Here is a 21,853-nt window from a genome sequence, read left to right on the forward strand (position 1 = left end):
TTCAGGCGTCGTGGCCCGGCTGGGACTTTGGTACCCGCAGGGTGATCAGGGTCCCCTCGCCGGGTGCGGTCTCTATGACCAGGCCGTGCTGGTCCCCGTAGACCTGGCGGAGCCGGGCGTCCACGTTGCGCAACCCCACATGGTCCCCGTCCCGGTGCCCGGCAAGCATGGACTGGAGCTCGGCAGGATCCATCCCCACGCCGTCGTCCTCAATGGTCACCTCCGCAAAGGCGCCCGAATCGTTGGCGGTAATGCTGATGTGGCCGGCGCCTTCCTTGGCCTCAAGGCCGTGCCGCACAGCGTTTTCCACCAGGGGCTGCAGGCTGAGGAACGGAATGACCGTGCCCAGCACCTCGGGTGCGATGCGCAGGCTGACCTGCACCCGCTCCCCGAACCGGGCCCGTTCCAGCAGCAGGTACCTGTCAATGCAGCGCAGTTCCTCGGCAAGGGTGGTGAAGTCACCGTGCCGCCGGAAGGAGTACCTGGTGAAGTCCGCAAATTCCACCACCAGCTCACGGGCCCGCTCCGGGTCCGTGTTGATGAAGGAAGCGATGGCGTTCAGGGAGTTGTAGATGAAATGCGGGCTGATCTGGGCCCGCAGGGCGCGGACTTCGGCTTCCATCAGCAGGGTCCGGGATGCATCCAGTTCTGCGAGTTCCACCTGGACAGCCACCCAGTCGGCCACTTCGCTGGTGGCACGCACCAGCCCGGCGCCTGCCGACGGGGCAAACGCCGCCACCGCGCCCACCACCCGCGAGCCGGCGCGCACCGGTGCGATGACGGCGGCCAGGGCTCCGGACGCGGGCTCGGCACCCAGTTCCCGTGCCTGCAGCACGGTGGTGCGCCCACCGGTCAGGACATCGGCGGCCAGTCCCATCAGCAGCGGTTTCAGTTCCTCCGCCGCCCCGTCCCAGGCCAGGACGCCCGCTGTGTCCGTGATGGCCAGCGCATCGCAGCCCAGCAGGGAGCGTAACTGCTTGCTCGCTTTGGCTGCCCCTGCCGGATTGAGCCCGGTGCGCAGGTGCTGCCCGGCCCGGGAGGCCGCGTGCAGGGTTTTGTAGGTGGCCTGCTCGGCGTCGGTGCCCAGTTCGCGGAAGGAGCGCAGAAGTTTGATTCCCACCCCAACGACGACGGCGATTGCCAAGGCGATGACCGCAACCGCGGCGGCAGTCAGGAGGGGGGAGTCCGGCATGCTGCCAGCGTAGCGTCGGCTGCCGTTAGGCGCAGCATCGTGACCGTTGGGCGACCGTTCAGGGCAACTTTATGGAATGGGGCCCTGGGCGCGGGCACAGTGATTGCAGTCACATTGGCGGCACCCTGCACGCAGGACCGGCTGGCTGGTGGACCAGTCAAACTCTCAATGAGGAGGAATGATGGGTAATGATGCCCGGACTCCGGACGCAGCGGCGTCCGTGGACTTCGAAGAAGTCCAGTCGACGGCGCGGTTCCAGGAACTGCGCAAACGTCACCGTAGCTTTGTATTTCCCATGGCCGTAGTCTTCCTGCTGTGGTATTTCGCGTACGTTCTGTTGGCAGACTACGCAGTCGGTTTTATGTCCACCAAGGTGTGGGGAAATATCAACATCGGCCTGATTCTGGGCCTCCTGCAGTTCATCTCGACGTTCGCCATCACCGGCTGGTATGTCAGCTACTCCAACCGGAAGCTTGACCCCATTGCAGCGGAGATCCGCCACGAAATCGAAGGCCACGAATTTGATAAAGACGGCAACCGCGTGACTGGAGTTAACAAATGATCGGGATCGCCACCTCAGTTGACGTCGCTCAGCTCAAGGAAACCACGCTCCTCAACATGGGCATCTTCGGCCTTTTCGTGGCCGTCACCATGGTGATCGTGCTCCGGGCCAGCCGGAACAACAAAACAGCCGCGGACTACTACGCGGCCGGCCGCTCCTTCACGGGTTCCCAGAACGGGACCGCCATCGCCGGCGACTACCTTTCCGCAGCCTCCTTCCTGGGCATCACCGGGGCCATCGCCGTGAACGGCTACGACGGCTTCATGTACTCCATCGGCTTCCTGGTGGCGTGGCTGGTTGCCTTGCTGCTGGTGGCCGAACTGCTCCGCAACACCGGCAAATTCACCATGGCCGATGTCCTCTCCTTCCGGCTCAAGCAGCGGCCCGTCCGCATCGCGGCCGCCATTTCCACCCTGGCCGTCTGCTTCTTCTACCTGCTCGCCCAGATGGCCGGCGCCGGCAGCCTGATCGCGCTGCTGCTGGGCATCAGTGACTGGGGCGGCCAGTCCCTGATCATCATCGTGGTCGGTGCGCTCATGATCACGTACGTTCTGATCGGCGGCATGAAGGGCACCACCTGGGTCCAGATCATCAAGGCCATCCTGCTTATCGCCGGTGCCGCGGTCATGACGTTCTGGGTGCTGGCCATTTACGGCTTCAACCTCTCAAACCTCCTCGGTGCAGCGGTTGAAACCTCCGGCAACCCGGCCGTCCTGAACCCGGGCCTGCAGTACGGCAAGACCGAAACCTCGAAGCTGGACTTTATGTCCCTGGGCCTTGCACTGGTCCTCGGCACAGCGGCCCTGCCTCACGTCCTGATGCGCTTCTACACGGTGCCCACGGCCAAGGAAGCCCGCAAGTCAGTGGTCTGGTCCATCTGGCTGATCGGCCTGTTCTACCTGTTCACCCTGGTCCTGGGTTACGGTGCGGCGGCACTCGTGGGTGCTGACACCATCAAGTCCGCTCCGGGCGGGGTCAACTCCGCGGCGCCGCTGCTGGCCTTCCACCTCGGCGGCCCGCTCCTGCTCGGCTTCATCTCGGCCGTAGCCTTCGCGACCATCCTCGCCGTCGTTGCCGGCCTGACCATTACGGCGGCCGCATCCTTCGCCCACGACATCTACGCCAACGTCATCTCCAAGGGGAAGGCCGACGCCGACACCGAAGTGAAGGTGGCGCGGCGCACCGTTGTGGTCATCGGCATCCTCGCCATCCTGGGCGGCATCCTCGCCAACGGACAGAATGTGGCCTTCCTGGTAGCTCTTGCGTTCGCCGTTGCGGCTTCGGCAAACCTGCCCACGATCGTTTACTCCCTGTTCTGGCGGCGGTTCACCACCCAGGGTGCGGTGTGGAGCATGTACGGCGGCCTGGGCTCGGCCATCATCCTGATCATCTTCTCGCCCGTTGTCTCCGGCTCGGCGACGTCCATGATCAAGGACGCCCACTTCGCCATCTTCCCGCTCAGCAACCCGGGCATTGTCTCGATTCCGCTGGCGTTCTTCCTCGGCTGGCTCGGCACCGTGCTGGACAAGAAGCGCGAAGACACGGCCAAGCAGGCCGAAATGGAAGTACGGTCCCTCACCGGAGTCGGTGCGGAAAAGGCCGTGGACCACTAACAGCAGGCAAGCGAACGACGGCGGCCCGGAAGCCGCCGTCGTACGTTGTGGAAAGGCCCGCAGCCCCTTCGGGGGCCGCGGGCCTTTTACTATGCCTTGGGCCCTACGCCTTGGGCTTGATCTTGATGTTGATCATCTTGAGTTCGTCAGCACCTTCGAAGCGGTAGACAAGGTCGATGTTCTTTCCGTCGTTGCACGAAATCAGGCCCGCCACATCAGCTGCCTTGGTTCCGTTCTCCGTGCTGGCCTTAACCTCGTTGTAGGTGGGCTTGCAGGAGTTGTCCATTTCGAGAGTTTTGATGCCGGCGATGAACGCCTCCTTCGTCACCTGCTTCTGCAGCGCAGGATCCAAGTACTCGTCATAGGCCTTGGAGGTGTCGCCGGCGATGACCAGTTTGGTGAAGTCGTCCGCAAGGCTCCGGGCATGGTTGGTGGGGCCGGCCACCACGTTGGCCAGGATCACTACACCGAGAATGACCAGCAGCAGGACGCCGCCCACCACACCCAGGATGGTCCAGAGCCGGCGGCGGCCGCGTGCAGGGGGCTGCTTACCGGGCAGCCCGAACGGTCCGTCGGCCGGCGGTGGCGGGGGAGTGCCGTACGGGCCCGGTGAGCCGTACGGGCCGGGGGTGCCTTGCTGTCCTGCCGCGGCGTGCTGCCCTGCCGCAACGTACTGCCCCGGCGCCGGATATGGTCCCGGGGTGCCGGGCTGAACAGGGGATTCGCCCTGACCGGGGGAGGCGGCCTGACCAGCCAGTGGTTGCTGCTGCGGACGTTGGGGCCAGGACGGCGGCTGGTGCGGTTCCTGGGGGTTGCTCACATCGAGCCTTTCCGGCAACGCGGTGGCACTGCCTTTTTGCTGGGGCCGCTGGGCGGTACCCACGGATCTACCTTGGAACAGCCTATAGCCCTGCCCTCGGCGCGGGCGTCGGCGACCGTTTCAGGGACACCACCGGGATCAGGTTTCCGGGGCCTGGCTGTCCTGCCCGTCCGCGGATCCCCGGTCCAGCAGCGGCTGGATGCGGAAGGGAATGAGTTCGCCCATGGCCAGGGCGGTGTCGGTGCGGTCCACGCCGTCGCACGCCAGGATCTTCCCGTTGATCCGGAAGAGGTCTTCGGCGTCCAGGGCAACCACCCGTAGGAGGAGGTCGGCGGAGCCGGTCAGGCCATACCCTTCGAGTATCTCCGGGATGCCGGCCAGGTCGTGGGCCAACTGACCCAGCTTCTGCTGCTGGACATGGACCGAGATGAAGGCCATCAGCGGATACCCCAGCGATACCGGGTTGATCCGTCGCTCGAAGGACAGGAAGGCGTGTTTTTTCTCCAATTGGGCCATGCGGGCCTGCACGGTGTTCCGGGAGAGCCCCAGCTTCTGGGCCAGCGCCACCACCGTGCGCCGCGGGTCGCCGGCCAAGGCTGAGAGCAGCCGGGTGTCGGTGCCATCCAAGGGGTGCATAATGCGCAACATTAGCACGATGAAGCTGACCCCAACAGGGCATTCTGCTCAGTATTAGCGCCAGCAGTTGTACCCATTGAACATTGTGAGTAGGGTCACAATTATCCGGGGCAACGGCGCCCGGGCGGTCGGCAGCAGGCGGGACCACAAGTCTCCACGCTCCGGTCAAACGACGTGAGAAGGTTGCGTGCCAACGTGTCTACAGACGAAACGGGCCAGGGCGGGACAACGGTGGGAGTTGCCGCCGGCGGGACGGAAGACCATCACGGATCAGGCAGGAACCTGATCCAGCTGATCACCCCGGAGGGGGAGCGGATCAGCCATCCGGAATTCGATCCCTGGGTCAAAGACATCGGGGATGAACAGCTGTGTTCCCTGTTTGAGGACCTGACGGTTATCCGGCGGATCGACGTGGAAGCCACGGCGCTCCAGCGTCAGGGGGAGCTGGGCCTGTGGCCGCCATTGCTGGGCCAGGAGGCTGCCCAGGTAGGATCTGCCAGGGCGCTCCGCAGCGACGATTTCATTTTCTCCAGCTATCGGGAAAACGGCGTGGCCTACTGCCGCGGCGTTGGGCCGACGGACATTCTGCGGGTATGGCGCGGCAACGCCTCCAGCGGCTGGGACCCGTACACGGTCAACATGGCCACCCCCCAAATCATCATCGGTGCGCAGACACTGCATGCCACCGGATACGCCATGGGCATCCAGAACGACGGCGCCGACTCGGTGGCGGTGACCTACTTCGGCGACGGCGCCACGAGTGAAGGTGACGTCAACGAGGCCATGGTCTTCGCGGCGAGCTTCCAGGTGCCGGTGGTTTTCTTCTGTTCCAACAACCACTGGGCCATCTCGGAGCCCGTGCGGCTGCAGTCCCACGTGCAGCTCGCGGACAGGGCCGCGGGATTCGGCATTCCCAACCTTCGCGTGGACGGCAATGACGTGCTGGCGGTCATGGCCGCCACGCGCGTGGCGTTGGACCGGGCCCGGCATGGCGGAGGACCCACGTTCATCGAGGCGGTCACCTACCGGATGGGCCCGCACACCACCGCTGATGATCCCACCCGCTACCGTGACGCCAACGAACTTGAGGACTGGGCCGCGAAGGACCCCATTGAGCGGGTCAAAGCCCTCCTGGACCGGAAGGGCCTGTATACGGACCAGTTCCAGCAGCACATCAGGGAAAAAGCGGATCAGGTGGCCCGCGAACTCCGGGCAGGCTGCATCGGCATGCCCGAGCCGGAACCCCTGGACGTCTTCAAGCACGTGTACAGCTCACCCAACTCATGGCTGGACCGGCAGCAGGACCACTACGCCCGCTATCTTGCTTCCTTCGGTGACCCCGCAGAAGCCGCTTCCCAGGAAGGTGCACGCTGATGACCCAGATGACCTTTGCCCGTGCCATCAATTCCGGCCTGCGCAAATCACTCGAAGACGATCCCAAAGTCATCCTCATGGGCGAGGATATCGGCACCCTCGGCGGCGTCTTCCGCGTGACCGACGGGCTGCAGAAGGACTTCGGCAAACATCGCGTGGTGGACACGCCGCTGGCTGAATCCGCCATTGTCGGGACGGCGGTCGGTCTCGCCTACCGGGGCTACCGGCCGGTGGTGGAAATTCAGTTCGACGGTTTCATCTATCCTGCCTTCGACCAGATCGTCAGCCAGGTGGCCAAGATGCACTACCGCACCCTGGGCACGGTGAAGATGCCCATCACCATCCGCGTCCCCTTCGGCGGCGGCATCGGTTCGCCCGAACACCACTCCGAGTCGCCCGAGGCGTACTTCACCCACACCTCCGGCCTGCGGGTGGTCGCCGTCTCCAATCCGCAGGACGCCTACACCATGATCCAGCAGGCCATCCGGTGTGATGATCCCGTTCTGTTCTTCGAACCCAAACGCCGCTATCACGACAAGGGCGACGTGGACGAGGGCCTGCACCTGCCAAACGCGCTGCCCATGGACACGGCCAGCGTCCTCACCGAAGGCACCGACGTCACCCTGGTGGCTTACGGCCCCCTGGTGAAGACTGCCCGGGACGCCGCCACGGCGGCAGCCGACGAGGGGATCTCCATCGAGGTCATCGACCTGCGCTCGCTGGCTCCGGTGGATTACGCCACCGTGGAAAAATCCGTCCGGAAGACAGGGCGGCTGGTCATCACCCACGAGGCCGGCCAGTCCGGGGGGCTCGGGGCGGAAGTGGCCGCCAGCATCACCGAACGCTGCTTCTACCATCTCGAAGCAGCACCTGTCCGCGTCACCGGGTTCGACGTCCCCTACCCGTACTCCAAGGTGGAAATGCATCACCTGCCCGGGCTGGACCGGATCCTCGACGGCGTGGACCGGGCACTGGGCCAGCCCAACTCGCTCAGCGGGCTGGAAGGATGAGTGCCACCATGATCAAGGAATTCAGGCTCCCGGACCTGGGTGAAGGCCTGACGGAATCCGAAATCGTCAGCTGGAAGGTGGGCGTGGGGGACACCGTCAGCCTGAACCAGGTGATTGCCGAGGTTGAAACGGCAAAGGCGGTGGTGGAGTTACCGTCCCCCTTCGCCGGCGTCGTTACCGCCCTCCACGAGCAGCCGGGCACGGTGGTGGAAGTCGGGAAGCCGATCGTCTCCTTTGAAGTACCGGACGACGCCGGCGGGTCACCTGCGGCGGCCTCCCCGCCCGAGGCGGAAGCCCCCAAACGGCAGGCCAACCTCGTGGGGTACGGCGCCGTCGTCGAAAGTTCAGGGCGTCCGGTCCGCCGGCAGCGCACCTTTGCGGCACCCGCGATGGAGCCTGCCCTGAGCAAAGCTGCCGGCTCCCCGGTGGCCGGGCAGGCCGGGACGCAGCCGTTCGACCGGCCGCGGTCCACGCCGCCGGTACGGAAGTTGGCCAAGGACCTCGGCGTCGAGCTGACGGCGATCCCCGGCACCGGGGCCCACGGGCTCATCACCAGGGAGGACGTGCGCAATTTCGTGGGCGGCGGCGACATTCCGGTGGCGGCGCGTCACCTGTCTGCGGTGGCCGACGCCGACGCCGGTGTTCCGGCAGGCCGGGCCGCCGGGCAGGACGGGCGGGAAGTCCGCACTCCCATCAAGGGGGTCCGGAAGTTCACGGCAGCCGCGATGGTTGCCAGTGCGTTCACTGCACCGCACGCCACGGAGTTCCTGACAGTGGACGTCACCCCCACCATGGACCTGCTGGCCAAGCTGAAAACGAGCCGGGCCTTTGCGGACCACAAGCTGACTCCGCTGACCGTGGTGGCCAAGGCGGTGCTGGTGGCGCTCCGGCGGAATCCGTCGCTGAACTCGCGGTGGGACGAGGCCAACCAGGAGATTGTGCAGTTCAATTACGTCAACCTTGGCATTGCCGCGGCGACGCCCCGGGGGCTCACCGTTCCCAACATCAAGGACGCCGACGCCATGTCCCTCCTGGACCTTTCCGGGGCGCTCACGAACCTGACGGAATCAGCCCGGGCCGGCAAGACCTCACCTGCCGACCTGGCCGACGGGACCATCTCCATCACCAACATCGGGGTCTTCGGGATCGACGCAGGCACCCCCATCCTGAACCCGGGGGAGGCTGCCATCCTGGCCGTGGGCGCAGTACGGAAGATGCCGTGGGAGTTCCAGGACCAGGTGGCCCTGCGCCAGGTTATGACCCTGAGCCTGTCCTTTGATCACCGCCTGGTGGACGGGGAGCAGGGCTCACGGTTCCTTGCCGACGTCGGCGCCATCCTCGCGGACCCCGGCATGGTGCTGACGATGGTCTAGGCAGCAGGTCCACAGCAACGCGGGGTCACGTTCCGCTCGATAATCCAACGTTATTGGGCAGGAAGCCCCGCGTTGCCGGATGGAACCCCCGGCCGGTCAGGAAGCGGGAGGAACGTCCACGGTCAGCGCCGCCAGCGCCATGCTCTCCAGCTGGGGGCGGGCCGTCCTGGGGGCGATCCTGCGTCCGTGGTTGCGTACCGAGTGCGGGGTGGAGTTGATCAGGCCGAAGGTGGCGTGTGCCCGCATCCGCAGGTCGGCAGCGTCCACGCCGGGATGCAGCCGGGACAGGGCTTCCACCCAGATTTCCACGTAGCTCCGCTGCAGCGTCCTGACCTCCGACTGATGCTGAGGCGTGAGATTGCTGAAGTCCCTGTCCTGGACGCGGATGACATCCGGCTTGCCCAGGGCAAAATCCACCTGAAACCTCACCAGCTTGCGGAGAGCCTCGAAGGGATCAGCCGTTTCGGCTGTCACACGGCGGCCGCCTTCCAGGAGTTCCCGGCTCACGGTCAGCAGCAGATCAGCCAGCACCGCCTGCTTGCCAGGGAAATGGCGGTAGACGGCCGGCCCGCTGACGCCTGCGGCGGCCCCGAGGTCCTCAAGCGACACCTTGTTGTAGCCGTCAACGGCAAAGAGTGACGCGGCGGCGTTCAGCAGGGCCTGGCGTCGGATCTCCTTGGCCTGGCTTCGCTGGGTTCCGGGAACGGTCTGGGTCCCGGGAGTTGCTTGGGTTCCCGGAGCGGCCTGGGCCCCGGTAGCTGCGTCAGCAGCAGGACCCGCTGCCTCCGGCCGGTCAGCGGCAGGAGGCGCGCCCGGCGGCGTTGGCTTGGCCGGCTGCGCAGGACGGCTGATGGTCACGGTTCCTCCTCGGACCTGCAGATCTTAGCAGCGCATCCATGTGTTGGACATCACAGTTAATAAAGACTAACCTAAATTTCAGTTACACAATACTAACCGAGTCGGTGCTCGCTGGCCCGCAGGGGACTTCAGGCAGCGGCTCTCATGGAACAGGATCGGACCGCGTCAATGGAGACCCTTGCCAGCCGGCTTGACGCCGCAAGTGACGCGTTTGCGGCCAACCGGGCGGCCCAGGTCGCCCTCGCCGGGGAACTTCGGGCCAGGCTCGCCCAGGTTGCCCTTGGCGGCCCCGCAGCATCCCGGGAACGCCATGTGGCCCGCGGAAAGCTCCTGCCCCGCGAACGCATCGACCGGCTGCTGGACAACGGCAGCCCCTTCCTCGAAATCGCGCCGCTCGCTGCCAACGGGATGTACAACGATGACTCGCCCGGCGCGGGCGTCATTACCGGAATCGGACTCGTGCACGGCCGGCAGGTCCTGGTCATCTCCAACGACGCCACCGTCAAAGGCGGCACCTACTATCCGATGACGGTCAAGAAGCACCTGCGTGCCCAGGAGGTGGCGCTGGAAAACCGGCTGCCGTGCATCTACCTGGTGGACTCCGGCGGAGCCTTCCTGCCCAAACAGGACGAAGTGTTTCCGGACAGGGAGCATTTTGGCCGGATCTTCTATAACCAGGCGAAGATGTCCGCCGCGAAGATCCCCCAGATCGCCTCGGTCCTGGGCTCCTGCACGGCCGGCGGCGCGTACGTTCCGGCGATGAGCGACGAGACGGTCATCGTCCGGAACCAAGGCACGATTTTCCTGGGCGGCCCGCCGCTCGTGAAGGCCGCGATCGGCGAGATCGTGACCGCCGAGGAGCTTGGCGGCGGCGAGGTGCATTCGAGGATTTCCGGGGTCACGGACCACCTGGCGGAGAATGACGAACACGCGCTGCAAATCATCCGCGACATCGTAGCCACACTCCCCAAACCGGCAGCCCCGGCATGGGATGTGGAAGCCGTCGTCGAGCCTGCTGCGGACGCCGGCGAGCTCTATGGAGCGGTGCCCACGGACGTCAACGCGCCCTATGACGTCCGTGAGGTCATTGCCCGGCTGGTGGACGGCAGCAGGTTCCACGAGTTCAAGAAGGAGTACGGCACCACCCTGGTCACCGGCTTCGCCCGGCTCCACGGACACCCCGTGGGGATCGTGGCCAACAACGGCGTCCTGTTCAGTGAATCCTCGCTCAAGGGCGCGCACTTCATCGAACTCTGCGACCAGCGTGGCATCCCCCTGATCTTCCTGCAGAACATCTCCGGGTTCATGGTGGGCAAGGACTCCGAGCAGGGCGGCATCGCCAAGAACGGCGCGAAGATGGTCACCGCCGTGGCCACGGCGCGGGTGCCCAAGCTGACCGTGGTGATTGGCGGGTCCTTCGGGGCGGGCAACTACTCCATGTGCGGGCGCGCCTACTCGCCGCGTTTCCTCTGGATGTGGCCCGCGTCCCGGATCTCGGTCATGGGCGGAAACCAGGCCTCCAGCGTGCTCGCCACCGTCAAACGGGACCAGTACGAAGCCCGCGGCGAGGAATGGCCGGCCGAAGACGAAGAGGCGTTCAAGGCCCCCATCAAGCAGCAGTACGAGGACCAGGGCAGCCCCTACTACTCCACTGCCCGCCTCTGGGACGACGGCATCATTGACCCGGCGGACACCCGCACCGTCCTGGGACTGGCGCTCGACGTCGTCTCCCGCACCCCCTTGCCGGAGACCTCCTTCGGCCTCTTCCGGATGTGACAGCCATGACCACTTCGCCAACTTCCCAGCAGCCCGCCCCGGCACCGAAACCGCTTTTCGGCACGGTCCTCGTGGCCAACCGCGGCGAGATCGCCTGCCGCGTGATCCGCACCCTGCGCGCCCTCGGCATCCGCTCCGTGGCGGTCTACAGCGATGCCGACGCCGGCGCCCGGCACGTGCGCGAGGCCGACCTTGCCGTGCGCATCGGACCCGCCGCCGCCGCGGAGAGTTATCTCAAGATTGAGGCGATCATCCAGGCCTGCCGCGACACCGGCGCAGACGCCGTTCATCCGGGCTACGGCTTCCTGAGCGAGAACGTCGACTTTGCCCGCGCCCTGGAAAAAGCCGGCATCACGTTCATCGGCCCCAACGTGGAATCCCTGAATGTGATGGGAGACAAGATCCGGTCCAAGAACCACGTGGCGGGCTACGGCGTGCCCGTGGTTCCGGGCATCGCCGAACCCGGGATGACGGACGCCCGGCTCATCGCGGCCGCGCCCGCCGTCGGCTTTCCGTTGCTGATCAAACCGTCCGCCGGCGGCGGCGGGAAGGGCATGCACATCGTGCAGCGGCCCGAGGAGCTTGAGTCCACACTGGCCACGGCCCGCCGGGTTGCCGCCAGCGCGTTCGGCGACGACACCCTGTTCCTGGAACGCCTGGTGACCACGCCCCGGCACATCGAGGTCCAGGTCCTCGCCGATAACCACGGCAACGTTATCCACCTCGGCGAGCGCGAGTGCTCCCTGCAGCGCCGGCACCAGAAGGTCATCGAGGAAGCCCCGTCTCCGCTGCTGGACGGGCTGAACGACGGCGGTGCCACCCGGGCGCGGATCGGCGAGGCGGCCTGCCAGGCGGCCCGCAGCGTCCACTACAGCGGGGCAGGCACCGTGGAATTCCTGGTCTCGGACGAGGCCCCCGATGAGTTCTTCTTCATGGAGATGAATACCCGGCTGCAGGTGGAACACCCGGTCACCGAAATGGTCACCGGCGTTGACCTCGTGGAATGGCAGGTGCGGATCGCCGCGGGTGAGGAACTCACCCTCCGGCAGGCCGACGTCGAACTTAACGGGCACGCCGTTGAAGCCCGCGTCTACGCAGAAATCCCGGAACGGAACTTTATGCCGTCGGCGGGCGAAGTTGTGCTGCTGGACGAGCGGGGCACCATCTTCACTGCCGTGGACGGTCCCGTTTCCTTCACCCCGGCGTCTGCTGACCCGGACATCCGGATTGACTCCTCGCTCCGTGAGGGGCTCGACATCTCCAGCGACTACGACCCCATGGTCGCGAAAGTGATTGCCTGGGGCCGGGACCGGACTGCGGCACTGGACAAGCTGGACACCGCCCTCTCGCGCTACACGGTACTGGGCATCGATACCAACGTTGAGTACCTGCGCCTGCTGATCAGTGACGCCGACGTCCGTGCGGGCCGGCTGGATACGGGCCTGATCGAACGCAGGATGCCGGACTTTACCTTCCGTCGGATCGGAGACGCCGAGCTCATTGCGGCAGCCGTGCAGTTCTGGGTGTTGGCTGAAGGGCCGTCCACCGTGGGATCACCCTGGGACACCACTCTGGGGTGGCGCCTTGGCTCGCCCGCGCCCTGGCGGATGAGCTTCGGCATTCCCGGCGGCGGGATTGCCGCCGTGGCCATCACCTGGCAGAGCAACCTGGAGGTGGGCCACGCGCTTGTCAGCGTCGATGACGGTCCCGCCCACAAGGTCGTGGTGATCGGCCTCTCCAGCGACAACGTCTACCTGGAAATCGACGGCGCCGAACTCCGCTACGCGCTGGGGAGTTCGTGGGAGGACTACCCGCCCCGCGGCATGCCGCGGACCGTGTATGTGGGCAACGGCGGGTGGTCCTGCCGGCTGGACGTGCTGACCCGGGAAACACGCCTTGCCCGTGTGCTCGCCGCCCTGGACCGCAAGGAAGGAACTGCTGATCCGGAGGTCCGTTCGCCGATGCCCGGCACGGTGGTCTCCGTCGCCGTCGGCAACGGCGACGCGGTCGAAGCCGGCCAAGTGCTCCTCTCGGTGGAGGCCATGAAGATGGAGCACCAACTGGTGGCCGAGGTGGCCGGCACAGTCCACACCACCGTCAAGGCCGGCGACCTGGTGAAGGCGGACCAGGTGCTGGCCACCATCCACGCCGTGGCCTCTGAGCCACCCGCGGACCCCATGACCAACACACTCAATGACCCAAACAACACAGGCGAGGGAGCCTAGCCATGCCGGATTTTGGACTTAGTGAGGAATACCAGGACCTCAGCGATACCGTCCGCGACTTTGCGGACAACGTGGTGGCACCCGGGTCCGCCAAACACGACGAGGAACACAGCTTCCCCTACGAAATCGTGAAGCAGATGGCGGAGATGGGCCTCTTCGGGCTGCCGTTCCCGGAGGAACACGGCGGCATGGGCGGTGACTACTTCGCCCTCGCGCTGGCCCTCGAACAGTTGGGCCGGGTGGACCAGTCCGTGGCCATCACCCTCGAAGCAGGCGTCTCCCTGGGCGCCATGCCTGTCTACCGCTTCGGCACCGACGCCCAGAAAGAGCAGTGGCTGCCGATGCTCGCCTCGGGCCAGGCGCTCGCCGGTTTCGGCCTCACGGAACCCGAAGCCGGCTCGGACGCAGGCGGCACCAAGACCCATGCCAGGCGTGAAGGCGGGCAGTGGGTGATCAACGGCAACAAGGAGTTCATCACCAACTCGGGCACGGACATCACCCGCCTGGTGACCGTCACCGCCGTTACGGGCCGGACAGAGCGGGCGGACGGCAGCGTCAAGAAGGAAATTTCCACCATCCTGGTGCCCACCGACACGGTGGGGTTCAAGGCGGAAAAGGCCTACAACAAGGTGGGCTGGAACGCCTCCGACACCCATCCGCTGACGTTGAAGGATGTCCGCGTGCCGGAGGCGAACCTGCTCGGTGCGGAAGGCCGCGGCTACGCCAACTTCCTCTCCATCCTGGACGAGGGCCGGATTGCCATCGCCGCGCTGGGCACCGGGGCAGCGCAGGGCTGCGTGGACCTGTCCGTGAAATACGCGAAGGAACGCAGCGCGTTCGGACAAAACATCGGCAAGCACCAGGCCGTCGCGTTCAAGATCGCCCGCATGCAGGCCAGGGCCCACACTGCCCGCCTGGCGTACTACGATGCCGCGGCCAGAATGCTCGCCGGCAAGCCGTTCAAGACCCAGGCGGCCATCGCTAAGATGGTCGCAGGTGAGGCAGCCATGGACAACGCGCGGGACGCCACCCAGGTGTTCGGCGGCTATGGCTTCATCAACGAATTCACCGTGGCGCGCCACTACCGCGACTCCAAGATCCTGGAGGTGGGGGAGGGCACCACGGAGGTCCAGCTGATGCTGATAGCCCGCGAACTCGGACTCTAGCAAGCCAGCTGGCTCCGGACCGCTACCACCGGCCGGGCCTGTCCAGACCCTTGAAAGGACCAACGATGATCAACAAGGTTGTTGCCAGCGCAGCGGAAGCCGTAGCCGACATCCCGGACGGTGCCTCGCTTGCAGTGGGAGGGTTCGGCCTGTGCGGGATCCCGGTGGCCCTCATTGATGCCCTGCACCAAAGCGGAACCAAGGACCTGGAAACGGTCAGCAACAACTGCGGTGTGGACGATTGGGGGCTAGGAGTCCTGCTGCGGGACGGCCGGATCCGGCGGACGGTAAGTTCCTATGTCGGCGAAAACAAGGAATTCGCCCGCCAGTACCTTTCCGGCGAGTTGGAAGTGGTGCTGACCCCGCAGGGCACCCTGGCCGAGAAGCTTCGCGCCGGGGGTGCCGGGATCCCGGCCTTCTATACAAAGTCGGGCGTGGGCACCCAGGTGTCCGAGGGCGGCCTGCCACAGAAGTACGACGCCGAGGGCGGGGTGGCGATTGCATCCGCCCCGAAAGAAGTCCGCACCTTCAACGGGGTTGACTATGTGCTGGAAGAGTCGCTGACACCCGATTTCGGGCTGGTGCACGCATGGAAGGGCGACCGGCACGGAAACCTGGTTTTCCACGCCACCGCGATGAACTTCAACCCGCTGTGCGCCATGGCGGGGCGGATCACCATCGCCGAAGTGGAGGAGCTGGTGGAGCCGGGCGAGCTGGATCCGGAGCACGTCCACGTTCCTGGCATCTTTGTCCAGCGGGTGGTGTTTGCACCGCACGGGGAGAAACGCATCGAAAAGCGGACCGTGTCCCTGGCCGCGCCGGTCACAGGAACAGAGCCGGCATCAGGAACTGAGCCGGCCACAGACACATCACAGGCAGGAGCATAGCCATGGAGTCCACCAGCCCGCAGGGAGCACCTCCCCGCCCCGAAGCCGTCCGCCCCGAATACCGGCGTGCCGCCGCCGGCCAGCCCGCCGGCACTGGCCCCGACACCAAAGGATGGACCCGCAACGAGCTCGCCGCCAGGGTTGCCCGGGAGCTCCGCAACGGCCAGTACGTCAACCTGGGTATCGGCATGCCCACGCTGATCCCCAACTACATCCCGGCCGGGGTGGAAGTGGTGCTGCACTCGGAGAACGGGATCCTCGGCGTCGGGCCGTATCCGGCGGAGGACGCCGTGGACCCGGACCTGATCAACGCCGGCAAGGAAACGGTCACCGTCAATAAGGGCGCGGCCTTCTTCGATTCCGCTGCGTCCTTCGGCATGATCCGCGGCGGGCACGTGGACGTTGCCGTGCTGGGCGCCATGGAGGTGGCGCAGAACGGGGACCTGGCCAACTGGATGATCCCGGGCAAGATGGTCAAGGGCATGGGCGGGGCCATGGACCTGGTGTTCGGCGCCAAGAAGGTGATCGTGATGATGGAGCACGTTGACCGCAATGGCCGCCCCAAGATCGTGGAAAAGTGCACCCTTCCGCTGACCGGCAAAGCCTGCGTGGACCGGATCATCACCGACCTCGCCGTGATCGACGTTGTCACCGACGGCGGCCGCTCCCGGCTGGTGCTGCGCGAACTTGCGCCCAATGTGTCGCTGGAAGAGGTTGCCGCGGCCACGGGCGCCGAGCTCTTCGAAGAGGACCAGGAGCTCACCGTATGACAAACCCCCGGGTGATTGAACAGCGGGGCCTGTACTTCGACGAACTCGAACAGGACGTGGTGTACGCGCACCGGCCCGGACGCACCGTGACCGAGGCGGACAATGTCCTGTTCACCACCCTCACCATGAACACCCAGGCCCTGCACCTGGACGCGGCCTGGAGCGCAGCCCAGCCTTTTGGCCAGCGCCTGGTCAATTCCATGTTCACGCTCTCCACCGTGGTGGGGCAGTCCGTGTCACAGCTGACCCAGGGCACCATCATCGCCCAGCTGGGCCTGACCGACGTGTCCTTTCCGCATCCGCTGTATCACGGCGACACGCTCTACACCGAGACCGTCATTACGGAGAAGCGGCTCTCGAACTCACGGCCCGGCCAGGGCATTGTGACCATGCAGCACACCGGCCGGAACCAGGAAGGCACCGTGGTGGCCCTGGCCACCCGGAGTTGCCTGATGTGGACCAAGGACGCTCACGGCAGCCCCACCACGGAGCCAAGCCGCGGCGAAAAGGGGACAATATCCCTATGACATTTGTGATGGGACCCGCCCTCCTCTTTTGCCCGGCCGACCGTCCGGAGCGGTACCAAAAGGCTGCCAGTCGCGCGGACGCCGTCATCCTGGACCTGGAAGATGCCGTGGCCCCCGCTGACAAGCAGCGTGCCCGCGGAGCCATCCTTGCCCAGCTCGGTACGGTTGGCGAAGGACCCGAACTGGATCCGAGCCGGACCATCGTGCGAATCAACCCCGCAGGGACCGAGGAATTCGGCAAGGACCTGCACTGCCTGGCGCACACACCGTACCGAACGGTCATGCTGGCCAAGACCGAGAGCGCGGAGCAACTGGAAGCCCTGCAGGACTACCACGTCATCGCCCTGTGCGAGACCGCCGCGGGAGTCCTGAACGCGCCCGCCATTGCGGCGGCACCCAACGTCGTGGCCCTGATGTGGGGTGCCGAGGACCTCCTCGCATCCCTGGGCGGGACGTCGAGCAGAAAGGACGACGGCGCCTACCGGGCCGTGGCGCTGCACGCCCGGTCCGCCGTCCTCCTCGCCGCCCGGGCTTTCGGAAAGGAAGCGGTGGACGCCGTCTACGTCAACATCCCCGACCTTGACGGACTCAAAGCGGAGGCCAGCGACGCCGTGGCCTCAGGTTTCAGCTCCAAGGCCTGCATCCACCCCACCCAGGCCAACGTGGTCCGCGGGGCCTACGCGCCCGATGACGCGGACGTTGCGGCTGCCCGGGAACTGCTCCGGGCCGCCGCCGCGGCAGGGTCCGGGGTCTTCCAGTTCAACGGACGCATGATCGACGGCCCCATCCTCAAACACGCCGAATCCACGCTCCGCAGGGCCGGCGCGAACGTCTAGGCACAGTACCCTGATCACCGCACACCCTGATCACCGCCGCCCGTGGGAACCACGCAGCGATAACGGTGGAATGGCCTCGTACAACAGCGTCCGCACCCAGCGTTCACCGGTCTCCCGGAACTCGGCGCGGGTTGCGAAGCGGTACAGGAAACTGTTGACGCGCACCCACCGTGGCGGTTCGCCGTCGAACGGGTCCTCACGAAGCAGCAGCAGGGTGCAGCGGTCCGCTTCGAGGAGTTTGCCGAGGAAGGCATAGAACCACTCTTCATGAACGGTGCGCAGTGGCAGGAACCACATCAGCCAGTCCAGGCGGAGGTGATACGGCGCCCACTGCCGCGGGAGCCGGCGGACGTCGCCGGGCTTGCCTTTGAACCCGTACTCGCGCCAGTCCGCGGCGTCGTCCGGCTCCGCATCCAGGGTGCCTTCCACCACGATCTCGATGCGGTGCTTCGTCACGGTGCCGAACGCACCGTACGTGTTCACCAGCTGCCAGCGGTTGAAGGCGGCATTCATCAGCTGACGTTGGGACACCAGGTTCCGCAGGGGCCAGTAACTGAGGACCACCAACAGCAACGTCACGGCCAGGCACATCGCCAGCCAGTACGTTGGATTTCCGCGCGATCCGGCCTCCCGGTCCCAGTCCAGCGGCAGGAACGGGAGCACGGCATGGGCCACCGGATCGCTGACGGCCGCGAAGGCCAGCACAATGGCCATCCAGTTTAGCCACGCAAAATTGCCGCTGGCCACCAGCCACAGCTGCGTAAAGATGACGATGCCGGCGGCGGCGGACGCCAGGGGCTGCGGGGCGAAGAGGAAAAACGGCACCACCAGTTGTGCAAAGTGGTTCCCCAGCACCTCCAACCGATGGAAGGGCCTGGGCAGCAGGTGCGCCTGCCGGCTCAGCGGACCGGGCATCGGCTGGGTCTCGTGGTGATAGTACAGCGCCGTCAGGTCGCGCCATTCCCGGCCGCCGCGGATCTTGATCATTCCGGCACCGAACTCCAGGCGGAACACCAGCCACACCAGCAGAAGCAGGATGGTCCGGGGCGGCTCTGTCTGGTCCGAGCCAAGGAACGCGACCGTGAAGCCGGCTTCCAGGAGCAGCATTTCCCAGCCGAAACCATAAAATGTCTGGCCTACGTTGACCACCGACATGTAGAGGAGCCACAGGCTTAGGAACGCGATCAGCGGGACCCACGGCGGGCCCAGCTGGGGGACACCGGCCACCAGCAGCGCCGAGACGGCAAGTCCTGCCGCGCAAACCCAGCGCAGCAGCCGGTCCGAGTAGCGCCAGCGGAAGAGGGTGGGCCGGCGCAACCGGCTGAAGCCTTCCAGGAACCGCGGAACCGGAAGCAGCCCGTGTTCGCCCAGCAGCGCCGGGAACTGGTTCAGGGTGGACAGGAACGCCACAAAATACAGCGCTGCAATGCCCCGCTGCAGCACCAGCCGAGCGAATTCATAGTCCGGCGCATCGAACCAGGAAACCCAGTCCACGCGATCAACGTTACGCCTGGCCCGCGTCCGCTCCTAGATCCGGACGGCAGCTCCGGACGGGGCCGGGCGTGCGGGATACTTAAGCCATGCAGCCTCGCAGAATCGTCCTCCTCGGATCCACCGGTTCCATCGGCACCCAGGCGATTGACGTCGTCGACGGCGCCCCGCACCTTTTCGAGGTCGTGGCGCTCAGCGCGGGCGGCGGGAACCTGGAGCTCCTGGCCCGCCAGGCGGTGCACACGGGGGCCGCCGCCGTCGGCATCGCCTCCGGAGACGCCCGGCAGCTGCAGGACCTGATCGCGGCCGCTGCCCGCATGGCGGGCCGCCAGGACTACCGGCCCGAAATCATCGCAGGCCCGGATGCCTCGGCGCGCATCGCGGCGGTGGAGGCTGACGTGGTGCTGAACGGCATCACCGGCTCCATCGGACTCGCCCCCACCCTCGCTGCGCTGAAATCCGGTGCAACGCTGGCGCTGGCCAACAAGGAGTCGTTGATCGTGGGCGGCGCACTGGTCAAGGCCGCGGCCCGCGAAGGCCAGATCGTCCCGGTGGACTCCGAACATTCAGCCATCGCCCAGTGCCTGCGCTCGGGCACAGCGGCCGAGGTGGAGAAGCTCATCCTCACGGCGTCCGGCGGCCCGTTCCGCGGACGCACACGGGAGCAGCTGCATGAGGTGACCCCGCAGGAGGCGCTGGCCCACCCCACCTGGGACATGGGCCTGATGGTCACCACAAATTCGGCCACCCTGGTCAATAAGGGCCTGGAACTCATTGAAGCCCACCTGCTGTTCGACGTGCCGCTGGACCGGATCGAGGTGGTAGTCCATCCGCAGTCCGTGGTCCACTCCATGGTCCAGTTCATTGACGGGTCCGTCATCGCCCAGGCCTCACCGCCGGACATGCGCCTGCCCATCGCCCTGGGACTCGGCTGGCCGGACCGGGTAGCGAAAGCGGCCGCCGCGTGTGACTGGACCCGGGCCACCAGCTGGACCTTTGAGCCCCTGGACACGGCCGCCTTTCCCGCTGTGGACCTGGCCAAGGACGCAGCCAAACAGGGGAGCACCTACCCGGCCGTCTTCAACGCGGCCAACGAAGAAGCCGTCCTGGCCTTTCACGCCGGGCGGATCCGCTTCACCGATATCGTGGACACCATCGACGCTGTCCTCAGCGAACACCCAGGATCCTCGGAGCTGACCCTTGACTCAGTGCTGGATGCTGAGAACTGGGCACGAACACGCGCCCACGAACGTTTGGCAGTAAGCAGTCTCTAGGAAGCAGCAGATCCACGCATGAGCCCCATCCTCCTCTTTATTCTCGGCGTCGTCTTTGTGGCGATTGGCATTGCCGTGTCCATCGCGCTGCACGAAGTGGGGCACCTGGTGCCCGCCAAGCTGTTCAAAGTACGCGTCACCAAATACATGATCGGCTTCGGCCCCACGCTGTGGTCCAAACGGAAAGGCGAAACCGAATACGGGGTCAAGGCCATCCCGCTGGGCGGCTACGTCTCCATGATCGGCATGTACCCGCCCAACAAAGAGGACGGGACGGTGCGGCCCTCCAGCACCGGCATGTTCCAGACCCTCGCCACCGAAGCCCGCTCCATGGCCCATGAAGAAGTCGGCCCGGAGGACGGGAACCGCGTGTTTTACCGCCTGCCCGTCTGGAAAAAAATCATCGTGATGCTCGGCGGTCCGGCCATGAACCTGCTGATCGGCGTGGTGCTGACGGCGGTGCTGCTCATGGGCTTCGGCATGGCCACGGCCACCACCACCATCTCTGACGTATCCAAGTGCCAGGTTGCGGCCGGCCAGACCGTGGATCCCAATTCCGCGGACTGCCAGCTGACTCCCGCCGCCGCAGCCGGGCTCCTGCCCAATGACGTGGTCACCTCCTTCGACGGGAAAGCGGTCACCAGCTGGGACCAGCTGACCGAATGGATCCGGGCATCCGCCGGCCGGGAAGTCAGCATCACCGTGGAGCGCAACGGCGCCCCGGTCACCACCACTGTCACCCCGGTGCTGTCCGCCCGTCCCGTCGTCGGCGTTGACGGCCGGCAGGCCAAGGACGACACCGGCAAGCTGCTGTACCAGGACGTCGGCTTCCTCGGCATCGGTGCGCAAACCGCGTTGGTTCCCCAGCCGGCGTCGTCCGTCCTGCCCATGGCGGGGGAGAACATCCGGCAGGTTGCCGGGGTCATCCTCAACCTGCCCGCCCGGGTGGTGGGCGTAGCCAAGGCCGCTTTCAGTGAGGAACCGCGCGATCCCAACGGTCCCATCAGCGTTGTGGGCGTGGGCCGCGTGGCCGGTGAAGTGGCAGCCATGGAAGAGGTTCCCCTCCAGTCCCGGATTGCCACCCTGGTAGGGCTGCTGGCCGGTCTGAATTTCGCGCTCGCGGTCTTCAACCTGGTCCCGCTGCTGCCGCTTGACGGCGGCCACGTTGCGGGCGCGCTGTATGAAGGGGCCCGCCGCCGGGTGGCCAAACTGTTCGGCAAACCGGACCCGGGAGCTTTCGACATCGCCAAGCTGCTCCCCGTCACGTATGTGGTGGCCGCCCTGCTGATGGGCATGAGCGTGCTGCTGATCTACGCAGACATTGTGAAGCCGGTCAATCTCTTCGGTTGAGTTTGCCCGCGCCTGCGGCCGCTTGGTCACGGCGGAGGTGATTCGGAAATATCAGCTCATTCTGACTGATAGGGAATAATCAGCCATTGATGATTGATTATTTGTCGTCACCT

19 protein-coding genes are annotated in these 21,853 nt (G+C 65.9%); 14 read left to right on the plus strand and 5 right to left on the minus strand.

All coding sequences use genetic code 11. The annotated features are described in order from the left end of the window. Position 1: 1 nt before the first annotated feature. Positions 2-1,192 (minus strand): sensor histidine kinase, encoded by a 1,191-nt coding sequence (locus tag SBP01_RS06640; RefSeq protein WP_275212512.1) that lies wholly within the window; start codon positions 1,190-1,192, stop codon positions 2-4. 181 nt (positions 1,193-1,373) lie between these two features. On the opposite strand from SBP01_RS06640, the gene SBP01_RS06645 reads away from it, so the two are divergent. Continuing rightward, on the plus strand, positions 1,374-1,754 hold the full coding sequence (locus SBP01_RS06645; protein WP_275212807.1) for a DUF485 domain-containing protein: 381 nt from the start codon (positions 1,374-1,376) through the stop codon (positions 1,752-1,754). After that, a complete protein-coding gene (locus SBP01_RS06650; RefSeq protein ID WP_275212511.1) occupies positions 1,751-3,367 on the plus strand; it encodes a cation acetate symporter in 1,617 nt (538 codons plus the stop codon). The genes SBP01_RS06645 and SBP01_RS06650 overlap by 4 nt, the downstream gene beginning before the upstream one ends. A gap of 103 nt (positions 3,368-3,470) precedes the next feature. On the opposite strand, the gene SBP01_RS06655 is transcribed toward SBP01_RS06650, so the two are convergent. Then, a complete protein-coding gene (locus tag SBP01_RS06655; protein ID WP_320537910.1) occupies positions 3,471-4,187 on the minus strand; it encodes a hypothetical protein in 717 nt (238 codons plus the stop codon). Positions 4,188-4,325: 138 nt separating this feature from the next. Beyond that, on the minus strand, positions 4,326-4,823 hold the full coding sequence (locus SBP01_RS06660) for an Lrp/AsnC family transcriptional regulator (protein WP_320537911.1): 498 nt from the start codon (positions 4,821-4,823) through the stop codon (positions 4,326-4,328). A gap of 195 nt (positions 4,824-5,018) precedes the next feature. Between SBP01_RS06660 and pdhA the strand changes: the two genes are divergently transcribed. The 3 genes from pdhA to SBP01_RS06675 are packed head-to-tail and all read left to right on the plus strand — an operon-like array spanning position 5,019 to position 8,580. After that, positions 5,019-6,197, plus strand: a complete 1,179-nt coding sequence (pdhA, locus tag SBP01_RS06665) for a pyruvate dehydrogenase (acetyl-transferring) E1 component subunit alpha (protein WP_414004274.1) — start codon at positions 5,019-5,021, stop codon at positions 6,195-6,197. Then, positions 6,197-7,207: an alpha-ketoacid dehydrogenase subunit beta gene (locus tag SBP01_RS06670; protein WP_320537912.1), complete on the plus strand. Its 1,011-nt coding sequence runs from the start codon at positions 6,197-6,199 to the stop codon at positions 7,205-7,207. Before pdhA ends, SBP01_RS06670 begins: the two co-directional genes overlap by 1 nt. Before the next feature lie 8 nt (positions 7,208-7,215). Beyond that, positions 7,216-8,580: a dihydrolipoamide acetyltransferase family protein gene (locus SBP01_RS06675; protein ID WP_320537913.1), complete on the plus strand. Its 1,365-nt coding sequence runs from the start codon at positions 7,216-7,218 to the stop codon at positions 8,578-8,580. Between the two features lie 96 nt (positions 8,581-8,676). Here SBP01_RS06675 and SBP01_RS06680 read toward each other — a convergent pair whose 3' ends face one another. Beyond that, positions 8,677-9,438 (minus strand): TetR/AcrR family transcriptional regulator, encoded by a 762-nt coding sequence (locus SBP01_RS06680; RefSeq protein ID WP_320537914.1) that lies wholly within the window; start codon positions 9,436-9,438, stop codon positions 8,677-8,679. 168 nt (positions 9,439-9,606) lie between these two features. Between SBP01_RS06680 and SBP01_RS06685 the strand changes: the two genes are divergently transcribed. The 7 genes from SBP01_RS06685 to SBP01_RS06715 all read left to right on the plus strand — a co-directional run bounded on the left by SBP01_RS06685 (position 9,607) and on the right by SBP01_RS06715 (position 17,625). After that, a complete protein-coding gene (locus SBP01_RS06685; protein ID WP_320537915.1) occupies positions 9,607-11,214 on the plus strand; it encodes a carboxyl transferase domain-containing protein in 1,608 nt (535 codons plus the stop codon). Between the two features lie 5 nt (positions 11,215-11,219). Next, positions 11,220-13,439, plus strand: a complete 2,220-nt coding sequence (locus SBP01_RS06690) for an acetyl/propionyl/methylcrotonyl-CoA carboxylase subunit alpha (RefSeq protein ID WP_320537916.1) — start codon at positions 11,220-11,222, stop codon at positions 13,437-13,439. Positions 13,440-13,441: 2 nt separating this feature from the next. Continuing rightward, positions 13,442-14,605 (plus strand): acyl-CoA dehydrogenase family protein, encoded by a 1,164-nt coding sequence (locus SBP01_RS06695; RefSeq protein ID WP_320537917.1) that lies wholly within the window; start codon positions 13,442-13,444, stop codon positions 14,603-14,605. A 65-nt stretch (positions 14,606-14,670) separates the two neighbouring features. Continuing rightward, positions 14,671-15,492 carry a CoA transferase subunit A gene (locus tag SBP01_RS06700; protein ID WP_320537918.1) on the plus strand — a complete coding sequence of 274 codons (822 nt, stop codon included), beginning with the start codon at positions 14,671-14,673 and terminating at the stop codon, positions 15,490-15,492. A 2-nt stretch (positions 15,493-15,494) separates the two neighbouring features. Next, positions 15,495-16,262, plus strand: coding sequence for a CoA transferase subunit B (locus SBP01_RS06705; protein ID WP_320537919.1), 768 nt, complete (start codon positions 15,495-15,497; stop codon positions 16,260-16,262). Beyond that, the gene (locus SBP01_RS06710; RefSeq protein ID WP_275212500.1) at positions 16,259-16,789 is read left to right on the plus strand and encodes a MaoC family dehydratase; all 531 of its coding nucleotides are present in this window, start codon (positions 16,259-16,261) and stop codon (positions 16,787-16,789) included. The genes SBP01_RS06705 and SBP01_RS06710 overlap by 4 nt, the downstream gene beginning before the upstream one ends. Continuing rightward, entirely contained in the window at positions 16,786-17,625 is an 840-nt protein-coding gene (locus SBP01_RS06715; RefSeq protein WP_320537920.1) for a CoA ester lyase, read from the plus strand. Before SBP01_RS06710 ends, SBP01_RS06715 begins: the two co-directional genes overlap by 4 nt. A gap of 30 nt (positions 17,626-17,655) precedes the next feature. Here SBP01_RS06715 and SBP01_RS06720 read toward each other — a convergent pair whose 3' ends face one another. Then, on the minus strand, positions 17,656-19,119 hold the full coding sequence (locus tag SBP01_RS06720; RefSeq protein WP_320537921.1) for a lipase maturation factor family protein: 1,464 nt from the start codon (positions 19,117-19,119) through the stop codon (positions 17,656-17,658). Between the two features lie 86 nt (positions 19,120-19,205). Here SBP01_RS06720 and dxr point away from each other — a divergent pair, with 86 nt between their 5' ends. Next, positions 19,206-20,390 carry a 1-deoxy-D-xylulose-5-phosphate reductoisomerase gene (dxr, locus tag SBP01_RS06725; protein ID WP_320537922.1) on the plus strand — a complete coding sequence of 395 codons (1,185 nt, stop codon included), beginning with the start codon at positions 19,206-19,208 and terminating at the stop codon, positions 20,388-20,390. Positions 20,391-20,408: 18 nt separating this feature from the next. After that, positions 20,409-21,740, plus strand: coding sequence for a site-2 protease family protein (locus SBP01_RS06730; RefSeq protein WP_320537923.1), 1,332 nt, complete (start codon positions 20,409-20,411; stop codon positions 21,738-21,740). The last annotated feature ends 113 nt before the right edge of the window (positions 21,741-21,853 follow it).

Source organism: Pseudarthrobacter sp. IC2-21, from assembly GCF_034048115.1.
Taxonomy (GTDB): domain Bacteria; phylum Actinomycetota; class Actinomycetes; order Actinomycetales; family Micrococcaceae; genus Arthrobacter; species Arthrobacter naphthalenicus.

Bases quoted from the DNA above. Each gene is read 5' to 3' on its own strand.
- SBP01_RS06640 (WP_275212512.1), bottom strand. From the start codon at position 1,192: ATGCCGGACTCCCCCCTCCTGACTGCCGCCGCGGTTGCGGTCATCGCC.
- SBP01_RS06645 (WP_275212807.1), top strand. From the start codon at position 1,374: ATGGGTAATGATGCCCGGACTCCGGACGCAGCGGCGTCCGTGGACTTC.
- SBP01_RS06650 (WP_275212511.1), top strand. From the start codon at position 1,751: ATGATCGGGATCGCCACCTCAGTTGACGTCGCTCAGCTCAAGGAAACC.
- SBP01_RS06660 (WP_320537911.1), bottom strand. From the start codon at position 4,823: ATGCACCCCTTGGATGGCACCGACACCCGGCTGCTCTCAGCCTTGGCC.
- SBP01_RS06670 (WP_320537912.1), top strand. From the start codon at position 6,197: ATGACCCAGATGACCTTTGCCCGTGCCATCAATTCCGGCCTGCGCAAA.
- SBP01_RS06675 (WP_320537913.1), top strand. From the start codon at position 7,216: ATGATCAAGGAATTCAGGCTCCCGGACCTGGGTGAAGGCCTGACGGAA.
- SBP01_RS06685 (WP_320537915.1), top strand. From the start codon at position 9,607: ATGGAGACCCTTGCCAGCCGGCTTGACGCCGCAAGTGACGCGTTTGCG.
- SBP01_RS06690 (WP_320537916.1), top strand. From the start codon at position 11,220: ATGACCACTTCGCCAACTTCCCAGCAGCCCGCCCCGGCACCGAAACCG.
- SBP01_RS06695 (WP_320537917.1), top strand. From the start codon at position 13,442: ATGCCGGATTTTGGACTTAGTGAGGAATACCAGGACCTCAGCGATACC.
- SBP01_RS06700 (WP_320537918.1), top strand. From the start codon at position 14,671: ATGATCAACAAGGTTGTTGCCAGCGCAGCGGAAGCCGTAGCCGACATC.
- SBP01_RS06705 (WP_320537919.1), top strand. From the start codon at position 15,495: ATGGAGTCCACCAGCCCGCAGGGAGCACCTCCCCGCCCCGAAGCCGTC.
- SBP01_RS06710 (WP_275212500.1), top strand. From the start codon at position 16,259: ATGACAAACCCCCGGGTGATTGAACAGCGGGGCCTGTACTTCGACGAA.
- SBP01_RS06715 (WP_320537920.1), top strand. From the start codon at position 16,786: ATGACATTTGTGATGGGACCCGCCCTCCTCTTTTGCCCGGCCGACCGT.
- dxr (WP_320537922.1), top strand. From the start codon at position 19,206: ATGCAGCCTCGCAGAATCGTCCTCCTCGGATCCACCGGTTCCATCGGC.
- SBP01_RS06730 (WP_320537923.1), top strand. From the start codon at position 20,409: ATGAGCCCCATCCTCCTCTTTATTCTCGGCGTCGTCTTTGTGGCGATT.